The organism is Paenibacillus sp. BAC0078 (assembly GCF_054483875.1).
In genome coordinates, this window is record NZ_JBTLRW010000002.1 from 16,910 (window position 1) to 43,416 (window position 26,507).

A 26,507-nucleotide genomic window follows, 5' to 3' on the forward strand; every position below is an offset into this window, starting at 1 on the left:
CGAAGCGGAACTTCGGGGAAACGGCAGCAATTACACTGCAACGGAAGAGCCTGCAGCAGTGATGCTGCTCAGCCCGTTCACAGTATACTCCTTGCCATGAATCGTGATGGACGCCGGGATATCGGTTTCGTTGACAACGGTAACCTGTGCATCGGTAACGTTGACCTGCAGCCGGGAGCCGCGGAACATGATCTTGAACGAATAAGAGGTCCAGTGTCCCGGGTTGGAAGGCTTCAGGATCAGCCGGTCTTCCAGCACGCGGAGCCCGCCGAAGCCGTGCACAATCGACATCCAGGTTCCGGCCATGCTTGTGGTATGGCAGCCGTCTTCCGTATCGTTGTTGTAATTGTCGAGATCGAGTCTCGAAGTACGCAGGTACATTTCATAAGCCTTGTCCTTGTAGCCCAGCTCGCAGGCAAGAATCGCATGAATACAAGGGGAGAGCGAGGACTCATGTACGGTAATCGGCTCGTAGAAGTCGAAGTTGCGTTTTTTGGTATCCAGATCATAGCGGTCGCCGAGGAAATATAATCCCTGCAGCACATCGGCCTGTTTGATGAAGCAGGAACGCAGGATGCGGTCCCAGGACCATTTTTGATTAAGCGGCAGGTTCTCCGGCTGCAGATCCTTGACCTGAATGAGCTCTTTGTCGAGGAAGCCGTCCTGCTGCAGGAAGATGCCGCGTTCTTCATCGGCCGGATAGTACATTTTGGCGATAATCTCATTCCACTGCGCCGTTTCGTTCTTCAGCAGTCCAAGCTTGTCAACAAGCTCCGCATAACGGGCGGACTCATTCTCCTGCAGATATGCCAAAGCTTCCAGCGTATATTCCATCGTCCAGGTGGCAATCCGGTTCGTATACCAGTTATTGTTGACGTTGTTCTCGTATTCGTTCGGACCGGTTACGCCCAGCATGACATATTTATCCTTGTGGGGCACATAGTGGACGCGCTCCTCCCAGAAGCGGGAGATTTCCACCAGCACCTCAAGGCCGTATTGGCCGAGATAGGCTTTGTCTCCGGTGTAGTTCACATAGTTGTAGATCGCATAAGCGATTGCGCCGTTACGGTGGATCTCTTCAAAAGTAATCTCCCACTCATTGTGGCACTCCTCGCCGTTCATCGTGACCATTGGATAGAGAGCGCCTTTCGAGAAGCCGAGCTTGCGGGCGTTTTCCTTGGCTTTTTCCAGATGCTTGTAGCGGTAGATCAGCAGATTGCGGGCAATCGTGGAGTCAGCGGTACTCAAGTAGAACGGCACGCAATACGCTTCAGTATCCCAGTAGGTGCTGCCGCCGTATTTTTCCCCGGTAAAACCCTTCGGTCCAATGTTCAGCCGGTCGTCTTCACCCGTATAAGTCTGATTCAACTGGAAAATATTGAAACGGATTGCCTGCTGTGCGGACACATCGCCTTCAATGATAATGTCGCTTTCCTTCCACTTATCCTTCCAAGCCTCGGCCTGTTCTGTCAAAAGCTCCACAAATCCGGCTTCGCGTGCGCTGTGCAGCAGGGTATGTGCGGCATCGACCAATTGCCCCAGACCATAATTGCGGGAGGTGACATTCGCGGCATATTTATAAATAACGACCTGATCACCGGCCTGTACTGTGAGCTTAGCCTTGCTGCCTACATATTTCTCCTGCTGGATGGCTTCGGCTTCGCCTGCGAATTTTTCACCGTTAACCAGAATGTCGAAGAGGTAGGCCGAGGTTACGTGAAAATCCAGCTTTTTCGTCTTCAGTGTAAGATGTCCGCCGTCCGGATTCGCTTGTTTCTCAACTTCGTTCCAGAATTTCTCGTCATAGTTGGAGTCTTTGTTTTTGATGTCGCCGTCGAGGTATGGGGTAACGGTTATTTCTCCGGCAAAGTTAACCGGGATAATCGAATAGCGGATTGCACCGATCTCGCGGCGGGCCATGCTGACCATACGGATGCTCTCAACCTTGACCTCTTTGCCTTCTACGGTTGTGGCTGTGAAGCTGCGGAAGAGCGTGCCGCCCTTCATGTTCAGCACTCTGCGGAATTCGCTAACGGTGCAAGCCGCCAAGTCGAGCGGAACGCCGTCGATGTCAATGTTGATGCCGATCCAGTTGGTGCTGTTCAGCACTTTGGCAAAATACTCGGGATAACCGTTTTTCCACCAGCCGACCCGTGTTTTGTCCGGGTAGTAGACACCGGCCATGTAGCTGCCTTGCAGGCTTGGGCCGCTGTACTTTTCTTCAAAGTTGGCACGGCCGCCCATATACCCGTTTCCGATGCTAAAGACGCTTTCGGAAATTTCCTGAGTCTGAGGATCAAAGGATTCTTCAATAATGGACCATTCGTCGATTTTTAAATATTGTTTCATGGTTACCGGCTCCTTTTAAATGGGGGATGAGGATATATAATGAATCAAAACAGTTGTATTAGAATTCCGGTGACAGCGGCGCCACTGCGCAGAATGTTTGGACTTCCGGCCGCTGTTATAATCAGATTTCTCTATTTGAGGCCGATTGCAGCGGAAGAAATCTGATTATAAAGGCGGATCATAACGCTCCTCCAGTTCCAAACTTCCGCTCCGTGGCTTCGTCACCAAAACTCTAATAACGTTTTTTAATTCATTTTATAAAGAGTAGGGCAGAAGGGACTCACATTACCTATAACTGTTAATGTTCGTCAAACTGCTGCAAATGATTCCCGCAGGGCTGCAACGCTGATCTGCTCAAGGGAAGGGACGACGAGATTCGCCTGGGCCAGCGTCTCTGGCGAACCGATGCCGACGCTGCTCATGCCGGCGCGGATAGCGGCTGTGATGCCTGCTTCTGCATCCTCGAAGACGACGCAGTGCGCGGGAGCAACTGAGAGGGCCTTGGCTCCAAGCAGGAAGACCTCAGGATCGGGCTTCGCGGCGCTGGTGTGTGTACCGTCAATGATGGCATCGAAATAGGGAGTCAGGCCGGTGTTGTTCAGGATGGTCATTGCGTTTTTGCTGGCGGAGCCGAGAGCAACCTTAATACCCTGGTTGCGGCATTCCTTAAGGAATGCCAGCGCACCCGGCAGAATCTCCGAGCTGTCCATCTTGGAGATGTATTCGACGTAGCGGTTGTTCTTCTGCTCGGCGAGCTGCGCTTTTTTCTCTTCATCCAGTACAAGTCCGCCGATTTCCAGCAGAATATTCAGCGAAGCGGCACGGCTGACGCCCTTGAGGCGTTCATTGTCCTGCTCGGTGAAGACAAAGCCGAGCTGCTCAGCCAGCTCTCTCCAGGCGATAAAATGATATTTGGCGGTGTCGACGAGCACACCGTCCAAGTCGAACAGGCAGGCTTTAATTTCTGACATGTTGAAACCTCCTAAAAAGTTTTATATGTAGCGCAAACGTTTGTACAAAGTTCGAAAAAATAAATGAAGCGTTGATAGCTTCATTTATTTTGCTCTGTGATCCTCTGTGATCATTTCTTCGCTGGAGAAAACATGGAAGACTCTCTTACGATTAAACGGTGGGGAATCACGAACCGGTTCGTATATCCGTCATGGTTATCCGGCTTCTGAATGCTCTGGATCAGCACCTGGGAGGCCGTATAGCCAAGATGATAAATTCCGATGTCGATACTGCTGATCGGCGGGCTGGACAATTCCGAGAGCGGAATGTTGTTAAAGCTGACAATCGCCAGATCATCAGGAACCTTGTATTTCAGTTCATTCAGTCCACGCAGTACGCCGAAAGAGACCATATCATCTACTGCGACCAGTGCTGTAGGGCGGTTCGGGAGATTCATGAAGAATGACATCGCCCGGTATCCGCTGTCCTGCAAAAATTCGCCTTCGACGATCCATTCTTCCCGCATCTCGAGTCCGCTGTCATGCATCGCCCTGCGGTAGCCTTCAAGCCGGTCGCGCGAAACGATGAGGTTCGGCGGCCCGCTGACAAAGCCAATACGTTCATGACCCATAGAAATCAAGTGGTTCGTAGCATCGAATGCAGCCATGATATTATCATTATCCACGGATAAAATATTCTCATAGCGGTCGCTTCGCCCGATCAGAACAAAAGGGTAGCCACCCGATTCCAGAAAATCAATTACCGCATCGTCTTTGCGTGAATACAGCAGAATAACGCCGTCAACACGGCGGCCCTTGAGCAGGCGGGACACGGCTTCAAGCTCTTCCTTTTCGTTTGCTCCGGAGCTGAGCAGCACATCATAGCCGGAACGGCTGGATTGTGTGACAATCCCACGGATCAATTCCATAAAAAACAAATTGGAGAACAGCTCTTCAGCCGGCTTCGGAAGAATGATGCAAATGCTGTTCGTAGTCTTCGAAACCAGACTCTTGGCCATCATATTCGGAGTGTAGCCCATTTCCTCCATAATCACTTTGACCTTACGGGAAGTTTCTAGGCTAATTCTTGGATGGCCTGACAACACCCGGGATACTGTGGAGGGAGAAACTCCCGCTTTCTTAGCCACGTCCTTGATGGTAACTGTCATAGAAACCTCCTAATGGAACCGTTTGCTTTACACAGTAATATTAATCGAAGTGTTCATAATTGTAAATAGTGAAAGTCTTTCGGAAGGCCAGCTTGCGGCAAGATGGAGCGGAAGCGGGGGTTCGGAGTAGCTATTCATCATGCTAACCCCAATAAACTGAATTTCAAAATCAACGCAGAAAGTATTGAAAATGTGCAAAAGTGTGCAATTATCTGCGCCTCATTTGTGCAACACTACATGAAATTCTGCTTCATATGTTTTGTAATTGAAAAGGTTATGGATCGTAAATTGCTAGTTGACAACAGCGGAAGTCCAGCATTAGTATGGTGAACATAATATAAAGCGCTTACAGTATATGGTTTTGAACAGGTGTCTTTTGCACTCCAAATAGATGGATTGCTGAATTGTGCCTGTTGATTATTTTTGCAAACGTTTGCGCATTGAATGGGAGTGTTGCACATGGCTTCATTCATTTTATTGACAGGAGGGGGCTGATCTTAACAGGCCTGAGAAGCCGCAAATAGCCGGAGAAGGCGATTCCTTGATCATCTGCTGCCTGATGCAGCTGCAAGGAAAAATCTATGTTTTGGAGGGATTGAAGCAAATGAGATTGGCATTATGGGGCAAAAAAATATTCGCCGTCAGCATGATCGTTATTCTGGTGTTATCCTCTTTTTCTTTTGGTCCGGTCCATGTGAATGCAGCGGCAACCAAGGCTGTGCTGGCAGGCAATCTTCAATCGGAGCTATCGACGGAAGCTGAGCCGACAGGGGACTGGAATCCTGCTGCCACTGTGACGCAAATGACCTATGTGGACAATGGATTGTACCAGTTTACAGGCAAATTGCCTGCAGGAGTCTATGAATACAAGGTTGCTCTTAACGGCACCTGGGATGAGAGCTACGGATACGGCAGCTATACCAATCCGGGCGGAACTGATAAAGACGGCAATATCCAGCTAACGCTCACAGCCGAAACTAATGTCACCTTTTACTATAACGACATCACCAAAAAAATCGCGGATTCTACGTATTACACACCGATTGCGGAGGGAAAGCTGCCGAGGCTGACCGGAACGCTGCAAACGGAGCTGGGAGATGCCAAGGATTCTTCTCCGGCTGATGCAGGGACCACTTTGTCAGATCCTGATTTGGATGGAATCTATGAGCGGACGGCCCAGCTTCCCAAAGGTGAATATACCTATCGGGTATTTGTTCCCGGAGATTCTTCAGACACGGATATGCTCTATCCCGATAAGGACTTGACCCTGAAGCTTCCTGCTGATCTGAAAGTGACTTTTAAGTATAGTGCAAAGGATCACGGGGTCAGCGCAGCTTTTACAGCTCCGTCCGATCCGGGAAAGGTTGTTCCCGTACCGCAGGACCATATGCGGATTCACTATAACCGGACTGCGGGTGACTACGCCGATCAGGGCTTGTGGCTGTGGGACGATGTGGCCTCACCTTCCGGGAGCTGGCCGACCGGCGCAGCCCCGTTTCCTGAAGGGCAAACTGATACTTATGGCGCTTATGTTGATGTTCCGCTGAAGGCCGGCGCCAAGAAAATCTCGTTCCTCGTTGTCAACCGCAGCACGCAGGACAAGGACGGGGGCGACAAGCTTTTTACGATCAATACACCGCAGACAAATGAAATATGGATCAAGCAGGGTTCGGATACCGTAACGCCTTATGAACCCGTAGTGCTTCCTGCGGATACTGTGCGTGTTCATTACATGAGAACGGACAGCAATCATAGCCAGTACGGCTTGTGGCTATGGGATGAGGTGGCTTCACTGCCGGTAACCTGGCCGGGAGATGCAGTTCCTTTTCAAGCTGAACATACCGACTCCTATGGTGCTTATGTAGACATTCCGCTCAAAGCGAACGCCAAGAAATTGGGCTTTGTCGTTGTGAATCGTGCGAGCGGCGACAAAGATGGAGGAGACAAAACATTCAGCCTGCTGGACCGCTATAATCAGCTCTGGATCAAGCAGGGGGATAATCAAGTATATGTGTCTCCTTTTGGCGAGCAGCCGGTCAGTCTGGCAGCGGCGGAAGTGCTGTCCACCAGCAAAATCCTGCTTACCTTCACATTGACGGACGGTCTGGACGCAGCAGGATTAAAGTCAGCGATTACTGTACAGGACAAGGAAGGTGCTCCAATTGCCGTTACTGCCGTGACCATTAAAAGCAAATCTGCGGTAGAAGTGGATACGGCGGCCTTCGAGCTGGATAAAGCTCCGCTGAATGTAACCTATTCGGGGAAAAGTGTATCCGCTTCCGCAGGCTGGAGAATGCTTGACGAAATGTACAATTACACGGGTGATGATCTGGGAGCCACCTATCATTCGGCGGCCAAGTCCGCGACTCTGAAGCTGTGGGCTCCAATGGCCAGCAGTGTGGTTGCAAATGTGTACAGCAAGACAGATGCAGCCAAGCAGGTAGGCCAGGTCAGCTTAACCCAAGGCGCTAAAGGGGTCTGGTCGGCAGAGCTGAAGCCGTCTGACCTGGACGCTCCGGGCGGAGCCGGGGATGTGCGCGGCTACTACTACCAATACGAGGTGACCAATAACGGAGTAAGCAAGCCGGTGCTTGATCCTTATGCCAAATCAATAGCTGTGTTCACTGTGGACACCACGGGTGCGGCGGGGCCGGATGGCGATACGGTCGGCAAAGCGGCTATTGTTGACTTGAGCGGGACGAATCCGCTGGATTTCCGGGCAGGGGATATTCCTGGCTACGAGAAGCGTGAGGATGCCGTCATTTATGAAGTCCACGTGCGGGATTTCACCTCCGATGTTTCGATTGAAAGCGAGCTGGGCGGCGAACGCTGGGGCTCGTATGCGGCTTTTGAGAAGAAGCTGGATTATATTAAATCCCTGGGTGTGACCCATATTCAGCTCATGCCGGTCATGGCCTGGTATTATGGGGACGAAACGAAGATGGGCAACAGGGAATCGGCCTATTCGACCCAGAACAATGAATACAACTGGGGTTATGATCCGCAGAGCTATTTCTCGCCGGATGGCGCCTATTCGCAGAAGCCTGCCGATCCCGAAGAACGGATCAAGGAGCTGAAGGGCCTTATTGATGCCGTGCATCAAGCGGGAATGGGGGTCATTCTCGATGTCGTGTACACCCATATGGCCAAAAAGGATTTCCTGAATGATATCGTGCCGAATTATTACGCCTTTCAGGATGCGAACGGCAATTTCATTGGCGGGTTCGGCAACAATCTGGCGACCAGCCATAAGATGGCCGAGAAGCTGATGGTGGATTCGGTCAAATACTGGTTCAACGAATATAAAATCGACGGCATGCGCTGGGACATGATGGGCGACGCGACAGCAGACGCTGTTCAAGCGGCCTATGATGCCGCAGAAGCCATCAACCCGAAGGCGCTGTTCATCGGAGAAGGCTGGAAAACCTTCGGCGGGGACGCCTCCGATCCGGCACTGGCCGGCAAAGGCGCAGATCAGGCATGGATGGATAAGACAGACAGCGTCGGCGTATTCTCCGATGAATTCCGCAATGAGCTGAAGTCCGGCTATGGCTCGGAAGGCGAGCCGAGATTCATTACGGGCGGTGCGCGTTCCATCGCTACGATCCTGAACAATATCAAGGGGCAGCCCTCCAACATTCCGGCGGATGATCCAGGTGATGTTGTGCCATACATCGAAGCCCACGACAATCTGACGCTGCATGATGTCATTGCGCAGTCCATCAAGAAGGACCCGAATATTGCAGAGAATGAGCTGGAAATTCAGAAGCGGATCAGGCTCGGCAATCTGCTGGAGCTGACGTCTCAAGGGACAGCTTTCCTGCAGGCAGGCCAGGAGTATGGGCGCACGAAGCAGTGGAAGGCAGCGGGGGTTCCTGAACAGAAGTATACAGAAATGAAGGATGAGAACGGGAAATCGTTTGGTTATTTTATACACGATTCCTACGATTCTTCGGATGCGGTCAACATGTTCGACTGGGCGAAAGCAACGGACAAAGACAAATATCCTGTGCAAAATACAACCAGAGCCTACACCTCGGGACTCATTAAGCTGAGACAATCGACCGATGCCTTCCGGCTTGGCGACAAAAGTCTGGTGGACTCGAATGTCAGCCTGATCACCGCACCGGAGATCAAGGCAACCGATCTGGTGATCGGCTACAAGAATAAAGCAACCGATGGAACCGGGCTTTATTATGTCTTTGTGAACGGGGACAATACTGCAAGAACTCTGACTCTTTCCGAGGATTTGACCGGAGGGCAGGTGCTTGTGGACAACGATGAAGCCGGGAATCAGGCGATTCCTGCGGCGAGCCGGAGCGGCTTCACATTAACCGCGGGTTCCATTACCCTTGAACCTTTGACCGCTGTGGTCATTCGCAAGGATGCCGCCGCTGCTGCCCTGACTTCCCTGTCAGCAGATAGTTCAGGCTATAAGCTGCAAATTGGCAGCACCCGTCAAGCGGCTGTAACGGCCAAATATGATGACGGCAGCTCCAGAACGGTGACGAATACGGCAGCCTATGTCTCGGATAAGCCGGAAATCGCTACAGTGACTAGCAAGGGTCTGATCAAAGGAATCAAGGCTGGAACGGCCACAATTACCGTTTCCTACGGCGGACTCTCGAGCAAAATCACTGTTGAAGTCACCAAGGATGCCGTAGACAACAAGCGTTATGTTCAGCTCACCTATGTCCGTGAAGATAAAGACTATAAGGATTGGAACCTCTGGGTGTGGAATACGGGAGTTAAGAACGATCAGATCGACTTCACTACCTTCAAGGATGGCAAGGCAAGCGTGCTGATTGAGGTGGCGCCGAATGCCACAAGTGTTGGTTTTGTGCTGCGCAAGGGAACGGACTGGAATACCGGGAAGCAGGATTATCCGGACGACCGGAACATTCCGCTGAGTGCTGGCGAAGCTTTTACCAAAGTGATTGTAACCAGTATGGTGAAGGAGCTTGACATCAAGCCGGCCATTAACGGCCCTGTGATGAAAGACGGAACTATTACCTTCCGGTATCGGGATGATGCCCTGTTCCGCAGTGATAATATGGCTGCAATCAGTGAAGCGAAGGTAAAAGTAAACGGCACGGCCTATCCAATGGAATATGATGCAGCCAAGGAGTGGTTCAGCTATCAACTGAAAAATGTGCAGGAAGGCACGTACAAGTACACTTTCCTGATTACTAAGGATGGCGTAACCGAAGAGCTGACGGACCCGAAAAACACGGTGAATGGCGAATCGGCAGCCGTCTATCACATTCCGCAAGTAACCATCGAGGCAGCGGTTCAGCCGAAAGCCGTCACCTCGAATGAAAATGCAGTGATTACAGTGAAGGCTTCTTCTTCGGAAGATGTGTCTTATGTGGACGGCTATATGGATCTGACTGCCCTTGGCGGACCAGGCGCAGTGAAGCTTGATACCACGCTGATGAAACAGACGATTGCTGTCAAGGACAGCGCCCAGGCGGGAATCAAGAATATCCCGATTACCCTGCTTGATCAATATGGGAATACGCATAAAGATACTGCCGCAGTTGAAGTGAAAGCTAGAACGTACACGGATGATAAGCTTGATTTTGACTGGGATGAGGCCCGAATCTACTTTGCGCTTACTGACCGGTTCAAGGATGGGGATGCTTCGAATAACGCCGATGTTGATAAAACACATCTGGAAGCCTACCACGGCGGAGACTTCCGGGGAATGATCGACAATCTGGATTATTTGCAGAAGCTGGGTATCAATACACTTTGGATTACGCCGATTGTGGACAATATTGATTTCAACAAGGGCATTGATTTCGGCGGCAAGCAGTATGCTTATCATGGCTATTGGGCCAAGGATTTCACACAGCTTGACGAGCATCTTGGCGATATGGCAACCTTCAAGGAGCTGATTGAGAAGGCCCATGACAAGGGCATCAAGATTATGGTGGATGTTGTGCTCAATCACGCCGGTTATGGCCTGAAGGCAGGAGACAATTATGCAGGCGTTACGGCTGAGGATAAGGCTCGCTTTGACGGCATGCTGCGCACGGACGGCACATCGGCGGACACTGATCCGGTCAAAGGCGAGTTAGCCGGATTGCCGGACTTTAAGACCGAGGACCCGGCGGTTCGTGAGAAGCTGATTAATTGGCAGACTGCTTGGCTGGATAATGCGCGGACGAAACGCGGCGATACGATTGATTATTTCCGTGTGGATACGGTTAAGCATGTGGAGGATACAACCTGGAAAGCCTTCAAAAATGCGCTGACCGCCATAGATCCAAAGTTCAAGCTGGTCGGTGAATTTTACGGCGGTACACTGGATAATGACGGCGGCAATCTGCAGTCCGGCCAGATGGACAGTCTGCTGGATTTCGGCTTCAAGAATGCTGCCAGGGATTTTGCAAATGGAAAAATCGGCGATGTGGATGCATACCTGCAGGACCGGGAAACGCAAATGGACAATACCAAAATGATGGCCCAGTTCCTGAGCAGCCATGATGAGAACGGCTTCCTGTCCAATTATGTGGACGGAGACAAGGGTAAGCTGAAGATCGCAGCCGCCCTGCAGATCACGGCCAAAGGCCAGCCGGTTATTTACTACGGGGAAGAGCTGGGTCGGTCTGGAGCGAATGCCGGAGATATGTCAAAAGGAGAGTTCAGCGAGAACCGCGGAGATATGCCGTGGGATCAGCTTACGGCGGAGCAGGGACTTCACGATCACTACCAGAAGCTGCTGAACATCCGTGCCAAGTACTCCAAGCTGTATTCCAAAGGTGTGCGCACAAAGCTGGCCGGTTCCGATGAGCTGGGCTATCTGGCTTTTGCGAAGCAATACGGAAACGAGAGCATTGTTACAGTCATTAACACGAAGACGGCGGCTGTATCTGCCAGCATTCCGGTTCCTTTTGCTGCACAGACAGTGGTTGCCGATGAGTACAGCGGCAAAATCTATACGGTATCGCAAGATCAAAAGATTACGGTTGAACTGCCGGGCAGGGATGCCGGAGGAACGGTTATTTTGGCGGCTGTGCCTAAGGTGACACCTACGCCAACGCCTACACCTACGGTGAAACCAACGCCAACGCCTACAGCTACACCAACGCCTGCGCCTGTTTCAACTTCGGCTGCTGCGCCAACGGCGACTCCTGCTGAGGGTGCACAGCTTGTGAGTGCGGACAGTCTGAAGAACGCTAAGGATGGTAAGGTGGAAGTGGAAATTGCAGCAGGCAAACAGGCGGTACTGCTCCCGCTTCAGGCTGCGCAATTGCTGGGAACCAATGATTTGCTGCTTAAAACGGCGGAGCTTTCTGTAACCCTGCCTGCCAAGGCGCTTAGCAAGGTGCAAGGGACAGTGACCGGAGGGGATGCGGACGGTGCTCATATTGAGCTGCGCATGATTCCGCTTCAAGGCAGTGCGGCAAGTCTTCTGCTTGAAGGATTGAACAAGGACAATACGGCGGTGGCGGCTGCCTCTAATGTGTATGAGCTTTCACTCAGCATTGTCCGCAAGGACGGCAGTGTTATTCCGATAACCTCGTTTGCAGAGCCGGTCACACTTGCCTTCAAGCTGAAGGGAAGTCCGGACAAGGCAGTGCTTGGCGTCTACTACCTGGGCGATAACGGCAAATTGGAGTATGTGGGAGGTAGCCTGCAAGGAGATGTACTTACAGCTCAAGTTGCGCATTTTAGCAAGTATGCAGCGCTTGAGGTCAACAAATCCTTTAAGGATGTTCCCGCAGCCTATTGGGCGGCTCCGGCGATCAAATCGCTCAGTGCGAAGCAGATCGTGACCGGGGTTACCGTTTCCGAGTTCAAGCCGAAGAACAACGTCACCCGTGCGGAATTTACCGCGTTGCTTGTGCGCGCACTCGGGTTGAAGGCGGAAGGGCAGGCCGCATTTACTGATGTCAAGCCGGACGCATGGTACTCTTCCTATGTGGCGGCAGCGGTCAGCCAGGGCATTGCTGCCGGACGCAGCAAGGACCTGTTCGCCCCGGATGCTGTGATCAGCCGCGAGGAAATGGCTGTCATGGTCATCCGTGCGCTGGAGGTCAAACAGGGCAAGAAGCTTGACCTGGCGAATGGCAGCGTGCGGTTCGGGGATGCCTCCAACATCAGTAGTTGGGCGGCTTCTTATGTGAGTGCCGCAGCGGAGCTGGGACTGCTGCAGGGCAGAACGGACAACCAATTTGCCCCTAAAGCATGGATGACCCGGGCCGAAAGCGCCCAGGTGATTTACAAGCTGCTCGGCAAATAGGCATGGCTCAGCGAACTTGCTGGCTTCTCGGCAGTACGCATTAGCTATCGAATAACACAAACGGCACTCTTCTTCGCGAAGAGTGCCGTTTGTGCTGTATGACGAAATATAAGTGCTTGCAGAAGCGATTGCTGTGCTCGATGCCCGTAGAACACAGTATGGTTGACAGGGAGCTGACGCTAAGTGGAAAAAGTAAAACTAATTGGCTGAAAATCTAGCCGCAACGGACTTTTAGTGGAATTCGTACACCAAATTTAAGCCGTTTCACCATATCCGGCCGATTTCGGCCGAATTAGTGATACTTTTTCCCACTAAGCGCCCTCCAAAAGCCGGATATTTTGAATTAGTTGTCCTTTTTCCTACTAAGGGCCCTCCATGAGCCAGATGAGTTCGATTAGTGGTACTTATTCCACGAAGGATCCCTCACATGCCGGATACTTGGATTAATGCCGGTACTGTCGCCACATGAGCTGCCGTACCCTTAGTTCTCCTATCCCTACACCAGCGCTTTAAGCACCGCATATCCGTAAGCAGGCAGCTTGAGCGACAGCTTGCCGCGCTCGGCGCGCAGCGGATCGCCGGTGAACAGGTTCTCCCAATTGCGGTCCTCCACGTCGATGCGGAAGGTCTGGGCGGTTTCTTCTGTGTTGACCAGCACCACAATAATGTCATCGCCCAGTCGGCGCTCATAGGCCAGCTTGCTGCCCTGCGGTCCTGCTTCCAGGAAGGTGAAGGCGCCGGTGCGGAGCGCAGGATGATTGCCGCGGATCTCGATCAGCTTGCGGTAGTAGCTGAACAGTTCGCGGTCCTGCTTCTCGGGATTCCACTCCATGCATTTGCGGCAGCCCGGATCGCCTTCGCCGTCCATGCCGATCTCATCCCCGTAATAAATACAAGGCGTGCCCATGAAGGTGAACTGGAACAAGGCAGCGAGCTTCATCTTGTTCTTGTCCCCTTCGGCTACGGTTAACAGCCGAGGAGTGTCATGGCTGTCTAGCAGGTTGAAGGCAACCTCGCTGGCCTGCAGCGGATAACGTGACAACTGCTTGCCGATCGCGTTGGCGAAGCCTTCGGCATCAAGCACGCCGTAGACGAAGAAATCGAGCACAGCATCGGTGAATGGGTAGTTCATCACCGCGTCGAATTTATCGCCTTCCAGCCAAGGGGCCGATTCATGCCAGATTTCACCCAGGATATAGGCCTCGGGATTCGCACGTTTTACAACTTTGCGGAAATCGCGCCAGAATTCATGGTCCACCTCGTTCGCCACATCCAGCCGCCAGCCGTCAATGCCCACCTCGGTGATCCAATACTCGGCCACCTTAAGCAAATACTCCTTCACCTTCGGATTCTCAGTATTCAGCTTCGGCATCAGCGGCTCGAAGGCAAAAGCATCGTAGGTTGGGATGCTGTCCACCACCTGCAGCGGAAACTCGCGGATATGGAACCAGTCCTTGTACTCAGAAGCTTCGCCCTTCTCCAGTACATCCACAAACGGGGCAAAGGTGCGGCCCGAATGGTTGAATACAGCGTCCAGCAGCACGCGGATGCCGCGTTCGTGGCAGGCGGCGACCAGCTTTTTCAGCGTCTGTACGTCACCAAAATGCGGATCAACCGTCATGTAGTCTTCCGTATCATATTTGTGGTTGGTTGTGGCGGTGAAGATCGGCGTGAAATAGATGCCGGTAATGCCAAGCTCGCTTAAATGATCCAGGTGGTCCATGACCCCTTGCAGGTCGCCGCCGAAGAAGTTCACCGGTGTAGGCGTTTCGCCCCAAGGCTGTACATTTGCCGGATTCAGACTAGCATCGCCATTTGCGAACCGTTCAGGGAAAATTTGATAAAAAACAGCGTCCTTCACCCAGGCTGGAGGAGTAAATACGTCCCCGCGGTTTATGTACGGAAATTCAAACAGCCGGTTCGGATTCGCCGGGCGCTCTGTCTGGAAATCACTTTCGGTCATCCAGATCCGTTCATGCCCTTTTTGCAGCAGAAAACCATATTTCAGCCGCCGATACAGAGGCACCGACGAGCATTCCCAATAATCGAACATCGCGTCAGAGGTGAACAGCGTCATCGGGATCAGCTCTTTCGTGGCATCCCAGGCATATTTATCGCCGGCCCAGGCGAAGACCTCGGTCAAATCCCCTTTTTTGGCGCGCAGGCGCAGATGAATCGTATCGTGATCATAGGCATAAGACCAGTTCAAACGCGGGCGGTGGTAGACAGCTTCCAGTAACATAGATGATTCCTCCTAAAAGTTTTGTTAGCGACGCTTCCTGGTATTACATCGAGCAAAACTCGCTTCGGAAGCATTCACTTAGTTTTGTGTGAGCATAAGCAACCTGAACAACATCAAGCAAAACTGGCTTCGGAGGCCTTGCAGGGCGAATCCCTGAGCTGGAACAGCAGGCTCGTTCTGTGTCCATAACAAATAGGCACAACCGCCGCCGGGTAGCTTGTCCGAGGTTGTACCTTTTTTTGAAGTAACATTGCCTTTTAGTTGTTTGTTAATGAAGCAGGCAGGCCGCTTATAATGTTTTGGATTATAGCACGGAATAATTTGGCGTTCAATACTTTAGTTCAAACAATTGCACAAAATGTCGTATGACGGAAAACCGGTTTTCTCTTGAAAGAAAACAGTGAAATGTTATGAAAATCAATCTTTTATGAAATAAAAAATACTAATAAATGGAAATATGGAGATAAATCGCTGTAAATCAAAGAAAGTAAGAGTTTTCCTGCGAAATAGGGAGATATTGGGTTAATAATTCGGAAAAATAACGGATTTTTAGCGAATACACTATGTGCAAACGTTTTTACAATCCGTTTTACTGTTGTATTATGAATTTAGTAATGAAGCGCTTTCCAGAACTTGTTGAAGCGTATACAGGAAGGGTCATTCAGAAAAACATACATTTTTTTTGACTCTGCTGAAATCGTTTGCGCAACTGCTGGAACAGCCGCAGCAACAAAGCGAGATACAATAATTAGGAGGGGTTTATGCAATGAATTTAAAAAAGCTCATGGTTCTCACCGCAGCGTTCTCCATGGTAGCATCCATTACGGCGTGCAGCTCCGGCAACAACAACGGAGGAAATACTGCGGCAACAAACGCGCCAAAGGATAATGCGGCAGCCACAGATAACTCGGCAGCAACAAACGCACCAGCGGGTAATGCTACAGCAGCCGCTGAAATCAAACCGGAAGATGGCGCTTCCCTGCTCGTATGGGAGAGTAAAGAGGAAAGACCTTTTGCTGAAGAAATCGCGAAGCAATTCACAGCCAAATATAATGTTCCAGTGAAAATCGAAGAGGTTGCACCGCCGGATCAGGTGGGCAAGCTGACTCAGGATGGTCCTTCCGGCCTGGCAGCGGACGTAGTCCTGATTCCGCATGACAATCTCGGTAAAGCTGTAAGTGCGAGCTTGCTGCTGCCAAATGATATCTTCGCTGAACAGACCAAAGCTGACAACACAGCAGCTTCCATTGTGGGATCCTCCTTCGGCGGCGAACTGTATGGCTACCCAAGAGCGGCAGAAACCTATGCGCTCTATTACAACAAATCCTTGGTTAAAGAAGCTCCAAAAACCTTCGATGACGTTCTTGCCTTCAGCAAAACGTTCACGGACAAAGCCAAGAACAAATACGGAATTATGTGGGAAGTCGGCAACATGTACTTTGGTTATCCCTTCATTGCCACTACGGGCGGTTACCTGTTCGGCAAAGACGGCACTGACAAAGACGACATTGGCCTGAACAACGAAGGTGCCATTGAAGGTCTGAAAACTTACGTCAAATTGAAGGAAGCACTGCCAATCAAGAGTGGAGATATCAGCGCCGACATTAAACGCAGCTTGTTCAGCTCCGGCGATGTTGCTATGGATATGACCGGTCCTTGGGAGCTTGCAGCCTATAAAGAAGCGCTCGGCGACAAACTGGGTGTTGCTCCGGTTCCTACGATCGACGGCAAAACCGCTATCACTTTCTCAGGTATCAAAATTTTCGGTGTAAATGCCTACTCGCAATATCCGAATGCAGCTAAACTGTATGCTCACTTTGCTTCGACCAAAGAAGCGCAGCTTCTGCTCAATAAATTGATCGGCTCGATTCCTACCAACAATGAAGCGCTGAAGGACCCGCAGATTACAGGCGATCCGTATATCTCCGCTTTTGCAGAGCAGGCCAAGAACTCCCAGCCAATGCCGTCCATTCCTGAAATGGGCAACGTATGGAGCCCTGTAAATGCGGCGCTTCCGGAAATTTGGGATAACAATGCTGATCCTAAAGCGGCTATGGACAAAGCTGTACAGCAGATCAAAGACCTCAATAACGGTGCAACTGCTAAATAACAGCCATCTTCAAACAGCAAACCACTAGCACACAGTGGAGTCAACTCGCCCGCCGCCTCTAGCGGCGGGCGGTTGCCTGAATTCCACGCGGAGAGGAGAACGGAAGGGAAATGCAGCGACACCGCAATAGAGCCGCAATACTGTCGACTATTTTCATGGGATTGGGACAAATATATAACCGCCAATTCATCAAGGGACTTATTTTTATTGCCGTAGAGGCAATGGCTTTGGTCTATTTCATTGCTAATTTGGGAAGGGCTTTTTGGGGCGTTACTACACTCGGGGACACTCCAAGCCATTTGGAAAAGGTAAAGGGAATCGCCAAAATGGTTCCCGGGGACCATTCCATCGTTATTTTGATTGAAAGCTTGATTACCCTGCTGTTCTTCGTGTTATTCCTGATTGCCTGGTATATGAATATTAGGGATGCTTATAAGACCGGAGAAGAACGCGAATCCGGTCGTCCATCGAATACATTCAAACAATCTGTGCGCTACGTTTTGGATTACAAATTTGCCCAGAGCTTTTTGCTTCTGCCGGGGCTGGGCATTCTGTTCTTTACTATCATGCCGATTATTTTTATGATCATGCTGGCTTTTACAAACTACGCCGCACCGGATCATATACCGCCGGCGAAGCTGGTAGATTGGGTCGGTTTTGAAACCTTCCGCAACCTGCTTGTCCTGAAATCCTGGAGCCATACCTTCTACGGGGTACTGACCTGGACGATTATCTGGGCGGTTCTGTCGACCGTAACGACTTACTTTGGCGGGATGCTCGTTGCTCTACTGATCAACCAGAAAGGCATCCGCTTCAAGGGTCTGTGGAGACTGATTCTGATTGTGCCGTATGCCATTCCGCAGATGATTTCCCTGCTGATGATGCGCAATCTGTTCAACGGCCAGTTTGGTCCGATCAACCAGTATCTGGGCTACTTCGGACTGGGCGGTCTGCCGTGGCTGACCGATCCGTTCTGGGCCAAGGTAACGGTTATTGTCGTTAATATGTGGGTAGGGATTCCTGTCTCCATGCTGCTGATTATGGGTGTGCTGACTACAATCCCGCGTGATATGTACGAGGCGGCCGAAGTGGATGGGGCTACCAATTATCAGAAGTTCCGGATTATTACGCTGCCGATGATACTTTTCTCCACTGCGCCTACGCTGATTATGCAATTTGCCGGCAATATCAACAACTTTAATGCGATCTACCTGCTGACGGGAGGTAATCCGGTCAACGGGAATTATCAGTACGCCGGCTCAACGGACTTGCTGGTAACGTGGCTATACAAGCTGACGCTGGATCAGAACAAAAATAATATGGCTTCCGCGATAGGTATCATTCTCTTCATCATTGTAGCCGGGTTCTCCCTGTACAATTACCGCCGGACCAAATCATTCCAAGAGGAGGACATGATTCAATGATGATCGGACGCAAGTTTGCGAACTTTATTCGCTTAAGTCTCAGTTATATCGTTCTGGTTGCTCTGGCGATTGCTGCGATCTATCCGGCACTCTGGATATTTTTGGCATCCTTCCGGCCGGGTAAATCCTTGTACAGCAAAACGCTCATCCCTGAGCATTTCACTCTCGCCCACTACAAAGAGCTGTTTACTTCGCCAATCTATATGTTCGGAACATGGTATGGAAATACGCTCAAGATTGCAGTGTTCTCCATGCTGATCGGGGTAGTGCTGACGCTGCTGACCAGCTATGCCTTATCCAGATTCCGCTTCAAAAGCCGGAAAACAACGATGTCGACCCTGCTCATTCTCGGGATGTTCCCGGGGTTTATGAGCATGATCGCAATCTATCTGCTGCTAAAAGAGTTCCACCTGCTGGATACGCATCTGGCGCTGATTATCGTCTATGCGGCAGGAGCGCCGCTCGGCGGTACGCTGATTGCTAAAGGGTTTCTCGATACAATTCCGCGTTCACTGGATGAAGCGGCGCGTATTGACGGGGCAAGCAATTTCGGGATTTTTGCCCGGATTATTCTTCCGCTCTCCCGTCCGATGATCACCTATATGGCACTGACCCAATTTGTCGGCCCTTGGGTGGATTTCATCTTTGCCAAGCTGATTCTGCGGACGAAGGAGAATTGGACGGTCGCTGTAGGGATGTGGGATATGGTCAATACGATGCAGAACTCCAATTTCACGCTGTTCTCAGCGGGGGCCGTACTGATTTCTGTGCCGATTATGATTCTGTTTGGCTTCCTGCAGCGGCTGCTCGTTGATGGCTTAACCGCGGGCGCCAGCAAAGGATAATTCCGTTCCTGCATCAATGAAAAACAGGGTACAGCCTTTATGTGGTCTACTAAGGGCTGTACCTTTCTATTTCTGGCTGAAACGGTATCGTCTCTTTAAAGGACGGCTAAGCCGTTTCAGCTTAGGTGAGGAGAGAGTGCAATGAAACGGCCGCTACATATAAGCTTTAGATCGGTAGGCGTCAAATTGTTCGTCATTTTATTCTGTACCACCGTACTGCTGTCCTCCGTCCTGGGCCTGACCTCGTATTCTGTCGCCAAAGGAATTATCACAGATAAGGTTGCGGCGGCGTCTTCCCAGTCGATTGTACAGGCGGCGGACAAGCTGGATTTCCTCTTTGCAGAATATGAAGCACTCTCAAGGCAGTTCGCTGTAGATTCTGCATTAAAAGCGGACATGGAAACGGTAAACGGTCCAGGAACCGGGACAGTAGCAAAGGTGGAAGCTGAAGACCGGATTCGGCGCAAACTCGACTCGGTCAAGGGCTCCGATGAGCGCCTGCTCGGCATCCGGCTGGTCTCGCGTAGCCTGGTGGATGCCGAGTCATACAAATCGACAGGCATCAGCGCCGTCCGCAGCGATGAGGGAATCCTCGCGAGAGTGAAGCAGATTGATGCAGCCAAGGGAAAGCCCGTCTGGTTTCCGGTGCGGGCCAAAGGCTTCTTCGATGTGTATAACCAATCCTCACTGACGATGGGCCGGCTGCTGCGGAATATCGAGCATCCCGAAGCGGAGTATTATATGCTGATTGAGATCAGAGGCAAGGCGCTCACAGATGTCCTGTCCAATCTGCATATCGGGCAATCCGGTGAAATCCGTATCCTCGATCCGGCGGGAAGTATTGTATATGGCCCAGACAATGCCCATCTCGGAGAAGCTTCGTACATAAAGCCTGCAGAAGAAAAGTCCGCAGCAGAGCGGAAGCTGTCCTTTACCGCCGGGAACGAGCAGGGGACGCCGCAGCTTGTAGTCTATCAGCCACTTGCTACGGCGAAATGGACCCTGATGGGGTATGCTCCGGTCAGCGATTTCACCAAATCTGCGGACAGGCTGCTGTACATTACATTGCTGGTGGTGCTGGCGGCGGTTGTGATTGCTCTCTTGATCGGCTACATTCTGGTGCGTCTGATCGGCCGTCCGCTCGGCAAGCTCGTTCGGCTAATGGAAGAAGGCGAGCAGGGCAACCTTCAAGTGCGTACGAATTTCAAGGGGCAGGATGAGATTGGACGGCTCGGCCACAGCTTCAACAAAATGATGGAGCAGATTTCCCGGCTGGCCGGCCAGAGCAGCCGCTCGGCGTCAGAGGTTCTGGTCACTTCGGCGCAATTGGTAAGCGCGTCCGGCACGATTTCTGCCCATGCCAGAGAAGTGGCGGCGGCAACCGGCGAGATTGCCGGGGGAGCGGCCAGCCTGGCGGCAGAGGCCGAGAGCAGCAACCGCAGCGTAGAAATGATGAGCCTCCAGATTGGCGAAGTGGCGGAGATCAATACAGTGATGAACACCTCGGCAGAACAGGTGATTGCCGTCAGCGACCAGGGGGCTGAAATGATGAAGACACTGGTTGCCCAGAGCGAATCCACGGTGAAGATGATGGATTTGATCCAGGAGAATTCGGTAAGGCTCAGAGAAAGCACCCAACTGATCCGCAGCATTCTCGCGCCGATGATCGCCGTCAATAAGCAGACGAATATTCTGGCCCTTAATGCTTCGATAGAAGCGGTCAGAGCCGGGGCTGCCGGGAGAGGTTTTATTGTTATCGCCGACGAAATCCGCGGGCTGGCGAATGAGTCCAATGAGTCCATTGCCTCGGTATCGCGGATTACGGAAGAGATCAGCAGCCATATCGAAAAAACGGTTCAGGCCGTAGGCGAGACAGCTCCGCTGTTCCGTGAACAGATTTCCTCTGTCCGGGAATCTTCTATTATATTTGAGAACGTCCGGGCGGAAATGGAGCATTTCATCGGCTATCTGAAGCAGTCGCTGGCTTCCATTACGGAGCTGACGGAGTGCCAGCAGCTTCTCGGGGAATCCATGTCCAGTGTCCAGGCAGTTGTGCAGCAGACGAGCGCTTCCACGCAGGAAGTGGCCTCGATGTCCTCGCAGCAGTTCATTGTGAGCGAGGAACTGGTGGCCTTGTCCGGCAAGCTGGAGGCGCTGGCCGAGGAGCTGAAGCAGTCGATGGTTTCTTTTCATGGGGAAACATAGGTGAAATATAGGTAAACTTGCCCCTGTACTGCCGTGCATCTACGACAGGGCGGGGGTTTTTTGGCGTGGCTGCTTCTTCGTTTCTATGGCCGCTGCTTGTTCCGGAAAGGTTCAAGGGATACACTTGTCGTATACAAAATGAACATGAATATCTTGCTGACAGAGAGGAGGGGACTTCCTTGCCGGAAATGAACGGAAGCCTGTTTCAGCAGGCTTTGCTGGACGGAGAGTATGGTCCGCATTTTTTTGCTTACTATTATAAGCAGTGGAATCAATATACGATGGCCTACCATCAGCACAACTCAACGGAGATTATGTACCTGATCTCAGGGAGCTGTGTGGTCGATGTACGGCAGGGTGCGGATGCGGAGGAGCGCTTCCGCCTGAAGCGGGGAGAACTGATTATGCTTGATGCCAATGTTCCGCACCGGCTGATTGTGGAGGAGGGGGCATCCTGCCGGATGCTGAATGTCGAATTCGGCTTCACGGCATACACGGGCGCGGCCCCCTCCATCGGCAGACTCGCTAGCGAGGAAGCGGACCTTGAAGCGCTGCTGCGGGAACCCTTCTCCAGTCTGGTGTTATCGGACTCGGAAGAGGTGTTTCATGTGCTGAAGTCGCTGGTGCTGGAGCTGGACCGGCATGGCATAGACGGAGACGGACAAGGTGGCGGACATGGCGGAATGATGATCCCGCTGCTGTTCTCCGAGCTGCTGCTGCGCCTTTCCAGGCTGCGGCGCGAACAACTGCAGGCAAGCCAGCAGCCGTCTCAGCTCTATGTGCGGCGGGCGATTGAGTTCCTGCACCAGAACTATGACCGCGGCATTCAGGTCAAGGAGGTTGCTGCCGAGGTGAACCTCCACCCCGGCTATCTGCACCGGATCTTCCGGGCGCATACCGGGCGGACGCTGACCGATTATTTGAATATGCTGCGGATGGAGAAGGCCCGGATGCTGCTTGGACAAAGCGAGATTCCCGTGGCGGAAATCGCCGATTATGTCGGCATCAGCAGCCGGCAGTATTTTCACCTCCTGTTCAAGAAGTATGCCCGCTGCACTCCGGTGGAGTACCGGAATTCGCTGGAGCGCTTTTCTTGGACAGATAATCAGCCGGAACCTGAAGAAAGGTGAGGATTGTTGACAGCTTGCCGCTGAATTGGTCATGATATTGGCTACGCTTACTTCAGCCTCCTTGCTACAATGGACAGGAACAATTCATTCATTGGGAGGCTGAGGACAATGTCTTTTAAAGTAGCTTTTATCGGGGCGGGCAGTATTGGATTTACCAGGGGTTTGCTGCGCGATCTCTTGACTGTACCGGAATTCAAGGAAATCGAAGTCTCGTTCATGGATATTAATTCCCATAACCTGCAGATGGTCACCGAGCTGTGCCAGCGTGATATCAAAGAGAATGGCCTGAAGATTGAGATTCAGCCGACAACGGACCGCAGAGCAGCACTTAAGGATGCCAAGTACGTATTTTGTACTATTCGTATGGGCGGGCTGGAGGCGTTTGCGACCGATGTGGACATTCCGCTGAAGTATGGTGTGGACCAGTGTGTAGGTGATACCTTATGCGCTGGCGGCATCATGTACGGGCAGCGCGGGATTGCGGAGATGATGGAGATTTGCCGGGATATCCGCGAGGTAGCTGCGCCGGATGTCCTGCTGCTCAATTACTCGAATCCGATGGCGATGCTGACCTGGGCCTGCAACAAGTACGGCGGAGTGCGGACGATTGGCTTATGCCACGGGGTACAACATGGGCATCAGCAGATTGCCGAGGTCTACGGGCTGGAGAAATCCAAGGTGGATATTATTTGTGCCGGGATCAATCACCAGACCTGGTATATTTCCGCGAAGCATAACGGCAAGGATCTGACGGCCGGCCTGCTTGAAGCCTTCGAGAAGCACCCGGAATTCAGCCGGACAGAAAAGGTGCGGATTGATATGCTGCGCCGTTTCGGCTATTACAGCACTGAGTCGAACGGCCATCTCAGCGAGTATGTGCCGTGGTACCGCAAGCGCAGCAGCGAGATTATGGACTGGATTGACCTGGGATGCTGGATCAATGGCGAAACAGGCGGCTACTTGCGGATCTGCACGGAGGGCCGCAACTGGTTCGAGACGGATTTTCCCAATTGGATGAAGGACCCTGCGCTGGAATATACATCTGAGAACCGGGGAGAGGAGCATGGCTCCTACATTATTGAAGGTCTGGAGACAGGCCGGCTGTACAGAGGGCATTTCAATGTAGTCAACAACGGGGTTATCTCCAACCTGCCGGATGATGCCGTCATTGAAGCACCGGGTTATGTCGATCATAACGGCATCTCGATGCCGCTCGTTGGTGAGCTGCCGCTTGGCCCCGCCGCCGTGTGCAATGTCAGCATCTCGGTTCAGCGTCTGGCTGTTGAGGCTGCGGTGCATGGTGATGACAAGCTGCTGCGTCAGGCCTTTATGATGGACCCGCTCGTCGGCGCAGTCTGCAATCCGAAGGAAATCTGGCAGATGGTCGATGAGATGCTAGTAGCCGGAGAGCAGTGGCTACCGCAATATGGCGCAGCGATTGCTGAAGCCAAGACGCGTCTTGCTTCCGGTAACCTTGTGCCGACACAGGCTGGTAATGCCGGGGCAGCGCGGCTGAAGGTGAAGACAGTGGACGAGATGATGCTGGACCGCGAAGCGGCTAATAAGAACGCCGGTGAATCCGACAAGGGCAAGGACCGCGAGAAGGCTAATTAGGACTTCAAAGGAATTACATGGAAGTAGCCGATAAATTAGAAAGGGTGATTTTAATTATAATGGGGGTATAAGGTATTTGATGAAGAAATTAAATATGAATAAGATTGCAGTGTTCTTTCTGACCTTCGTTCTGACAGTTATGTCTTTGGGTCCTGCAGCAGCCTCCGCAGCGGCATCAAACGTGAAGCCGATCCGTGTCTTCGTCCAGAGTGAGGAAATCCATCCGAAGGCTGCTCCTATCGTGCAAGGGGGCAGAGTGTACATCGAGTTCCGCAGTGTTGTGCTGGCTTTAGGATTCAAGTTCAACTACGATGCAGCCAAAAAGGTGATCACAGCAGATTCGGGGGATACTTCCTACAAGATTGATCTTAATTCGGGGAAGACCTTTCTTAACGGCCGTGAATTTACCTACAGTAAAGATGCTCCAATGATACTGGGTTCCGGAGCCAATGTACTGGTTATGAATCATTTGTTCAATGCTACCTCCAATATCAGAATGAATTATGATGCCGTTCATAAAAATATTGATGTCTACCAGATCGAAGCAGAGTCTCCCGATTATCTCTCCCTTGCCAATAAGGGAGCGGCCGTTCCGGATGCCGACAAGGCAGCCATCTATACATTGCTTGATAAATATATACAAGCAATGAACGATGAGGATGCAGTGGCGCTGATGGCGGTGGATCGCTCTCCTGAAGCACATTATACCAATCGGAATCTGAGCAAAGATCAGGTCAAGCAGCTGCTGGAATACAATTTTCTCAAACACGAGCTGGAGTATGCCAAGAAGCAGGCGACCGTTGTCTCATATGGACCGAATAAGGCCACAGTCTATTTTGTTTATACTGTCAGTGACAAGGATGATAAAGGTTCAATGATAGAACTATTTTATTATCTTAAATCGGTTGTCAAGGCCTCCGATGGCAAATGGTATCTGGATAACAAGGGGGATACTGTGCTGCATGGTGAGCTTTTATTAAGTGACGAATAACTGTCATATTGTTCAAAAGGATATTGACAGCAAAAGACCTCCACCTTTCCGGGTAGAGGTCTTTTCTTACTGAACGGTGTGCTTTTTGCCAAAAAAGGTCTTCAGCGCCTGATAGACCTCCTTCTTATCCTTGATCACATAATGCATGAACTGCTCCTGCTTTAGGTGGCGGTAGGCGGACATTAAGGTGCTGCTGCGGTTGTATTGATTGACTTCGCCGTAGCCGAACATATTGCTCCGCTTCAGCAGCTCGCCGATCAGCTTCACACAGCGCTCATTGTCCGAGGTAAGATTGTCGCCATCGGAGAAATGGAACGGATAAATGTTGTATTTGGATGGCGGGTAACGGCTGTCGATAATCTCCAGCGCCTTCTGGTAGGCGGAGGAGCAGATGGTTCCCCCGCTCTCGCCGCGGGTGAAGAAATCATGCTCGCTGACCTCCTTCGCCTCCGTATGGTGAGCCAGGAACACAATCTCCACCTTCTCGTATTGGCGGCGCAGAAAGCGGGTCATCCAGAAGAAGAAGCTGCGGGCGCAATATTTTTCAAAAGTGCCCATAGAGCCTGAGGTGTCCATCATCGCAATAATGACCGCATTGGAATGGGGTACGGTGATATCATCCCAGGTTTTGTAGCGCAGATCGTCCGGGCTAATGTGGTGGATGCCGGGATTGCCGTTGCTGGCGTTCCGCCGAAGGTTCTCAAGCAGGGTCCGCTTCTTGTCGATGTTGGACATCATGCCTTTCTTGCGGATATCGTTGAAGACGATGGACTTGACCTCGATTTCTTCTTGTGTTCTGGGGACCAGATGCGGCAGCTCCATATCCTCGAACAAAATATCCTCCAGATCCTCCAGATCCACCTCCGCTTCTATTGTATCCTGGCCCGGCTGATCGCCGGCTTTGTCGCCTTTGCCCGGCTGGGCAGACTGGGAATCACGGCCGAGCACGTCTCCGACCTGGCTGTCGCCGTCCCCTTGGCCAACATGCTTTTGCTTACGGAAGTTGTAGATAATCCGGTACTCATCCAGACTGCGGATCGGCACCTTAACGATTTGCTTGCCGTCAGACATAATAATGTTCTCTTCGGTTACGAGGTCGGGCAGATTATCCTTAATGGCGTCTCTGACTTTCTGCTGGTGACGCTCCTGATCCTGATGGCCTTTGCGGTGAAGGGACCAGTCTTCTTTGGATACGACAAATGCATAATGATCTGATGATTGCGGCAG

At 51.6% G+C, this 26,507-nt stretch carries 13 protein-coding genes; 8 read left to right on the top strand and 5 right to left on the bottom strand.

All coding sequences use genetic code 11. The annotated features are described in order from the left end of the window. Positions 1 to 30: 30 nt before the first annotated feature. From ACX1DY_RS03635 to ACX1DY_RS03645, 3 genes are all read right to left on the bottom strand, one after another. Positions 31 to 2,349, bottom strand: coding sequence for a glycoside hydrolase family 65 protein (locus ACX1DY_RS03635; RefSeq protein ID WP_458962848.1), 2,319 nt, complete (start codon positions 2,347 to 2,349; stop codon positions 31 to 33). A 308-nt stretch (positions 2,350 to 2,657) separates the two neighbouring features. Next, on the bottom strand, positions 2,658 to 3,320 hold the full coding sequence (pgmB, locus tag ACX1DY_RS03640) for a beta-phosphoglucomutase (RefSeq protein WP_458962849.1): 663 nt from the start codon (positions 3,318 to 3,320) through the stop codon (positions 2,658 to 2,660). A gap of 110 nt (positions 3,321 to 3,430) precedes the next feature. Then, positions 3,431 to 4,468, bottom strand: a complete 1,038-nt coding sequence (locus tag ACX1DY_RS03645) for a LacI family DNA-binding transcriptional regulator (protein WP_458962850.1) — start codon at positions 4,466 to 4,468, stop codon at positions 3,431 to 3,433. A gap of 604 nt (positions 4,469 to 5,072) precedes the next feature. On the opposite strand from ACX1DY_RS03645, the gene ACX1DY_RS03650 reads away from it, so the two are divergent. Beyond that, entirely contained in the window at positions 5,073 to 12,719 is a 7,647-nt protein-coding gene (locus ACX1DY_RS03650; protein ID WP_458962851.1) for a pullulanase, read from the top strand. 496 nt (positions 12,720 to 13,215) lie between these two features. Here the strand turns inward: ACX1DY_RS03650 and ACX1DY_RS03655 are convergent, their stop codons facing one another. Next, complete coding sequence (locus tag ACX1DY_RS03655; RefSeq protein WP_458962852.1) at positions 13,216 to 14,961, bottom strand: alpha-glycosidase; 1,746 nt, start codon at positions 14,959 to 14,961, stop codon at positions 13,216 to 13,218. A 766-nt stretch (positions 14,962 to 15,727) separates the two neighbouring features. On the opposite strand from ACX1DY_RS03655, the gene ACX1DY_RS03660 reads away from it, so the two are divergent. From ACX1DY_RS03660 to ACX1DY_RS03690, 7 genes are all read left to right on the top strand, one after another. After that, positions 15,728 to 17,071: a sugar ABC transporter substrate-binding protein gene (locus ACX1DY_RS03660; protein WP_458962853.1), complete on the top strand. Its 1,344-nt coding sequence runs from the start codon at positions 15,728 to 15,730 to the stop codon at positions 17,069 to 17,071. A gap of 110 nt (positions 17,072 to 17,181) precedes the next feature. Then, positions 17,182 to 18,495 carry a carbohydrate ABC transporter permease gene (locus ACX1DY_RS03665; protein ID WP_458962854.1) on the top strand — a complete coding sequence of 438 codons (1,314 nt, stop codon included), beginning with the start codon at positions 17,182 to 17,184 and terminating at the stop codon, positions 18,493 to 18,495. Further along, the gene (locus ACX1DY_RS03670; protein WP_458962855.1) at positions 18,492 to 19,340 is read left to right on the top strand and encodes a sugar ABC transporter permease; all 849 of its coding nucleotides are present in this window, start codon (positions 18,492 to 18,494) and stop codon (positions 19,338 to 19,340) included. Before ACX1DY_RS03665 ends, ACX1DY_RS03670 begins: the two co-directional genes overlap by 4 nt. A gap of 141 nt (positions 19,341 to 19,481) precedes the next feature. Further along, on the top strand, positions 19,482 to 21,545 hold the full coding sequence (locus tag ACX1DY_RS03675; RefSeq protein WP_458962856.1) for a methyl-accepting chemotaxis protein: 2,064 nt from the start codon (positions 19,482 to 19,484) through the stop codon (positions 21,543 to 21,545). A gap of 188 nt (positions 21,546 to 21,733) precedes the next feature. Continuing rightward, positions 21,734 to 22,675, top strand: coding sequence for a helix-turn-helix transcriptional regulator (locus tag ACX1DY_RS03680; RefSeq protein WP_458963410.1), 942 nt, complete (start codon positions 21,734 to 21,736; stop codon positions 22,673 to 22,675). A 108-nt stretch (positions 22,676 to 22,783) separates the two neighbouring features. Then, positions 22,784 to 24,289: an alpha-galactosidase gene (gene melA / locus ACX1DY_RS03685; protein ID WP_458962857.1), complete on the top strand. Its 1,506-nt coding sequence runs from the start codon at positions 22,784 to 22,786 to the stop codon at positions 24,287 to 24,289. Between the two features lie 94 nt (positions 24,290 to 24,383). Next, positions 24,384 to 25,280 (top strand): stalk domain-containing protein, encoded by an 897-nt coding sequence (locus ACX1DY_RS03690; RefSeq protein ID WP_458962858.1) that lies wholly within the window; start codon positions 24,384 to 24,386, stop codon positions 25,278 to 25,280. Positions 25,281 to 25,346: 66 nt separating this feature from the next. On the opposite strand, the gene yhbH is transcribed toward ACX1DY_RS03690, so the two are convergent. Beyond that, the gene (yhbH, locus tag ACX1DY_RS03695; protein WP_458963411.1) at positions 25,347 to 26,507 is read right to left on the bottom strand and encodes a sporulation protein YhbH; all 1,161 of its coding nucleotides are present in this window, start codon (positions 26,505 to 26,507) and stop codon (positions 25,347 to 25,349) included.

Coding starts and splice junctions, on each gene's coding strand:
- ACX1DY_RS03635 (WP_458962848.1), bottom strand. CDS start 2,349: ATGAAACAATATTTAAAAATCGACGAATGGTCCATTATTGAAGAATCC.
- pgmB (WP_458962849.1), bottom strand. CDS start 3,320: ATGTCAGAAATTAAAGCCTGCCTGTTCGACTTGGACGGTGTGCTCGTC.
- ACX1DY_RS03645 (WP_458962850.1), bottom strand. CDS start 4,468: ATGACAGTTACCATCAAGGACGTGGCTAAGAAAGCGGGAGTTTCTCCC.
- ACX1DY_RS03650 (WP_458962851.1), top strand. CDS start 5,073: ATGAGATTGGCATTATGGGGCAAAAAAATATTCGCCGTCAGCATGATC.
- ACX1DY_RS03655 (WP_458962852.1), bottom strand. CDS start 14,961: ATGTTACTGGAAGCTGTCTACCACCGCCCGCGTTTGAACTGGTCTTAT.
- ACX1DY_RS03660 (WP_458962853.1), top strand. CDS start 15,728: ATGAATTTAAAAAAGCTCATGGTTCTCACCGCAGCGTTCTCCATGGTA.
- ACX1DY_RS03665 (WP_458962854.1), top strand. CDS start 17,182: ATGCAGCGACACCGCAATAGAGCCGCAATACTGTCGACTATTTTCATG.
- ACX1DY_RS03670 (WP_458962855.1), top strand. CDS start 18,492: ATGATGATCGGACGCAAGTTTGCGAACTTTATTCGCTTAAGTCTCAGT.
- ACX1DY_RS03675 (WP_458962856.1), top strand. CDS start 19,482: ATGAAACGGCCGCTACATATAAGCTTTAGATCGGTAGGCGTCAAATTG.
- ACX1DY_RS03680 (WP_458963410.1), top strand. CDS start 21,734: ATGAACGGAAGCCTGTTTCAGCAGGCTTTGCTGGACGGAGAGTATGGT.
- melA (WP_458962857.1), top strand. CDS start 22,784: ATGTCTTTTAAAGTAGCTTTTATCGGGGCGGGCAGTATTGGATTTACC.
- ACX1DY_RS03690 (WP_458962858.1), top strand. CDS start 24,384: ATGAATAAGATTGCAGTGTTCTTTCTGACCTTCGTTCTGACAGTTATG.